The sequence below is a fragment of the Mesotoga sp. genome (genome assembly GCF_035363035.1).
In the GTDB taxonomy this organism is placed as follows: Bacteria; Thermotogota; Thermotogae; order Petrotogales; family Kosmotogaceae; genus Mesotoga.
In genome coordinates this window covers 1-3,497 of record NZ_DAOSEH010000140.1, presented here as the reverse complement: position 1 = coordinate 3,497, position 3,497 = coordinate 1, and the positions used below count along the sequence as shown (strand labels likewise).

Here is a 3,497-nt window from a genome sequence, read left to right as displayed (position 1 = left end):
CGTTAAGAACCGTCCTTCGAGAGAGCGAGAGAGAAAGAGAAAGACTGAAGAGATACGAGGATTATCTCTTTCTCGTGTTTTATTTATTGACCGCGCGAAGTGCAGAGATGAAGAGAGGAATAGAGGGCGATAAGAACGGGATCCCGAATAGGATCGCTACGGGATAACGGCACGGTGACGGGTGCAAGCTGCGACCTGGCGGGCGCGTAATGCTCTACGTCCAGAATGTGGGAGAGATCAAGGTCAAGTACCACTGCTCGCGTACAAGGCTGAAAGTGCCGGTACGCGAATTGTGATCGTGAATCCGGCATGCACCTCGCAGGCGTGTTCTGAGTGTGGTGCAATTGTACCGAAAGATTTGAGGATTCGCGTACATGTTTGTCCTGACTGCGGCCTCACGCTTGAGCGCGACGTGAACGCCGCCCGGAATATCCTGATGCTAGCGGTTAATACGGCCCGGACGGGGCCGCCAGGGCGTAATGTGGCCGGTAGCGGCGAGCGTGCCCTGGGAAGCTCTCTGCTTTAGCTGGGAGAGTCGTCACTAATCGTCCTTTATTTGCCCGCCGCCTCTTCTTCTAATTATTGTTTGCGATTCCCCTGTCTCAGGCTGTTTTGGAGTTTCTCTGGTGGTAGCCGGTTTTTGGGCAACCTGTCTTACACCGGTTGTCTGATCCTCTAGGGTATTTACAGCTCTGGTACCCATCGTCGCGCCTGTCGTTTCCTGTTTCTTTTTTAGTTCACGTTGAGTCTTTCCGCTGTTGATTTCATTCTGCCTTTTGCGCAGAGAGTCAAGTTTCGACATCAGTTGATGAATATAGTTTTTTTCCGAATATTTTAGTTCTATGCTGGCCAGATCCCATTCAATTTCGAACTCTTTCCTTGCCTTCTCCAGTGATTCGAGATACTCCTTTTGCAGCGTATCGAAACGTTTGATTTCGTCTTCAATCGCTTCCAGTTCTATGTCTTCCTCCTCGATGTCCAGTGCCTCCAGTTTTTCTTCTACTTCTTCCATTCTTTTCTGAAGATCGCTGTATCTCCTTTCGTCGAATGAACTCATTTTGCTCAAAGTAGGCGCTTTATCGACGTTTGTCGACTTAGCCCAGCTGGGTCTTTGGAGCTTTTCGCTGGCATCTTGAGGCTTGAGCTTCTCGATGTCGTTCTTAATCCTCTCCAGCTGATCTAGCAATGGCTTTCTTCTGTACTCGAACATTGTCAGTCTGTTTCTGGTAAAAGATTTGTAGTTAAGATCCAGAGATCTGTTTCTCATATGCTCTGCTCATCCTCCTCCATCTTCGCTAGAGTAATTATATACATTGGACAGGCCATTCTACGCCTTTGAATAGTCTCGTGTAGAAATATCCGGGACAGGCCAGGGATCTTACAACCACGTACGATATTTACTATAGTAAAAACGATAATACCAGGCGAAGGTTTGAACAGCTATTGATTCTTCTCACAGTTTGCAAAACAGTGAGGAAACTGAAGGACGATTAGAATGTAAAGCCTCTTTCGAAGGAACGGTAGCAGGCACTGACCACATCGCTATCGTACAGTTTGCCGGAATTGTCGCTTATTTCCTTCAGTGCCATTCTTGTACCGTGTTCTACCCTGTAGGTTCTGTAATGGCTCATCGCGGCGACCACTTCAGCAACCGCCAGTATTCTGCCTTCGAGACTAATCTGCGATCCCCTGAGGCCCAGGGGGTAACCGGATCCGTCGAGGCGTTCGTGGTGTTCCAAAACGGCCCTGGCCACTTTCCGGGGGAATGGTACTTTTTTGACCAGTTCATATCCCAGAACAGGGTGTTCATGAAGGATTTTGCACTCGTACCAGGTGAGTTTTCCGGGCTTGACTATCATGTCCGAGTAGAGCGATAACATACCTATATCATGCACCCTGCCCGCGGCTTCGAGGTTGAACGAAAGTTCTTCGCCTCTACCGAACTGTTCAGCTATAGAGCGTGCTAGTCTGGAGACGCTCTCACTATGGTTTTCGGTGTACAACCCTCTCAACCTGAGAAGCTCTGAAAGCATAACCGAGACACCCCTGAAAATCCTGATACATTCTTCACTCGTGCAATCCTCGAGTGGTAGAGGTTTTTCGAAGTAATCGAAGTTGGGAACCGGTCCCTCTGGTTCGAGAGTGAAGGGATGAAGCCTGGAGACCTGTAACAAAGACTTTCCATCCATCGCGGATATGTCGTATATACATGCGGCCGAGAAAGGTAGTTTCTTCATGAGAACGTTGACCTCGCTCTCGTACTCCAGCAGGCCGTTCATATCCAGCGAAGTATCGAGAATCCACGACATATCGCCGCCGACGCACAATCCGTTGAAACCGGAATTCACCGCTTCGAGCGTGGTATCTTCAAGCATTCTCAACATATTCTCGGGTTTGAATAGACCACCTTTCAGATAGCTTTCCTCTTTGTCCGACACGATCAACTGTCCCGATCGACACATCTCTTCTAGATCGAGTCCGTACAGCGAAAGGGCTTTCTTGAAGTCGCTCCTGGTGATTCTGTTGGAGATGAAAATAAGCTTCATACCCCTTCTGTAGCCTTTGAAACAAAAATCGCCGAGAGGCTTCTCCAGACTTTGTGGATTGCTGTACACAGATATACTATGAGTGGCCAACGATGTCATAGCAATCCGCCCCTATTCGGTTCTCTCGTATCAACACCTCCGAGATTTAAACATGACAACATACCGAAATTATAACACTCAGTTATTCCAACCAGTTACTTTTTTTTCACTCGAAAAGTATTCAATTTTAGCACTGTGGTCGGCCGTAAATGAGATTTATCTCTCTCTAACAGCCGGGAGCCCCAGTTCGAATTCGAAGGTGTAACCTCTCTTGAAAAGGGCCAGGCAAGCCTTTACTATCTCCGGATCGTACAATTTCCCCGAATTATTGATTATCTCATTCAACGCTGCATCTACGCCCAGCGCGCTGCGATAAGGTCTGTGAGAGGTTATCGTTTCTACGACATCGGCAACCGCTATTATCTTCGATTCGAGTCTTATCTGTTCACCCTTCAAACCATCGGGGTAGCCGGAGCCGTCGAGGCGTTCGTGGTGTTGAAGGACTATCTCGGCAACCGGCCAGGGCAGGTCAACGTCTTTAAGAATCTCGTATCCACTCCGTGAATGTTCTTTTATAAGCTCACGAAGTGCGTGTATGTAACAGCTAATAGAAAGGAGCAAGAGAAGGAGAGCGGAAACAGGAATCGAGGAGATGAAAGTCGATTTTGACCTGTTCGAGGAGTAAAGACCTGAGCATAGAGATTGCTCTTTGGATTGTTTCGAACACTTTGTACCTCTTTGTTTCCGACTTAGTCTTCTCGAGAATGAATCGGTGAAGGTCATTGAAAATCAGATAGGCAAGAATAACCAGGATAGTCCAATGCTTGTGGCCATCTTCAGTCGAGAGTCCGGCTTTACCGAGCGAGAAGTGTTGTTTGGCAGTCTTGAAGTAGGACTCTATCGACCATCTGT

Annotated in this window: 4 protein-coding genes and 1 pseudogene; 1 reads left to right on the top strand and 4 read right to left on the bottom strand. The window is 47.9% G+C overall.

The annotated features are described in order from the left end of the window. The first annotated feature begins 181 nt into the window (after positions 1-181). Positions 182-526, top strand: a complete 345-nt coding sequence (locus PKX57_RS11645; RefSeq protein ID WP_470745153.1) for a zinc ribbon domain-containing protein — start codon at positions 182-184, stop codon at positions 524-526. Positions 527-541: 15 nt separating this feature from the next. Here the strand turns inward: PKX57_RS11645 and PKX57_RS11640 are convergent, their stop codons facing one another. From PKX57_RS11640 to PKX57_RS11625, 4 genes and pseudogenes are all read right to left on the bottom strand, one after another. Further along, positions 542-1,267 (bottom strand): hypothetical protein, encoded by a 726-nt coding sequence (locus tag PKX57_RS11640; RefSeq protein ID WP_213922756.1) that lies wholly within the window; start codon positions 1,265-1,267, stop codon positions 542-544. A gap of 223 nt (positions 1,268-1,490) precedes the next feature. After that, positions 1,491-2,645, bottom strand: a complete 1,155-nt coding sequence (locus PKX57_RS11635) for an HD domain-containing phosphohydrolase (RefSeq protein ID WP_214047588.1) — start codon at positions 2,643-2,645, stop codon at positions 1,491-1,493. A gap of 156 nt (positions 2,646-2,801) precedes the next feature. Next, positions 2,802-3,206 carry an HD-GYP domain-containing protein gene (locus PKX57_RS11630; protein WP_472417475.1) on the bottom strand — a complete coding sequence of 135 codons (405 nt, stop codon included), beginning with the start codon at positions 3,204-3,206 and terminating at the stop codon, positions 2,802-2,804. Beyond that, positions 3,190-3,497, bottom strand: a pseudogene (locus PKX57_RS11625) (hypothetical protein); the annotation flags it as partial. The gene PKX57_RS11630 and the pseudogene PKX57_RS11625, both read right to left, overlap by 17 nt.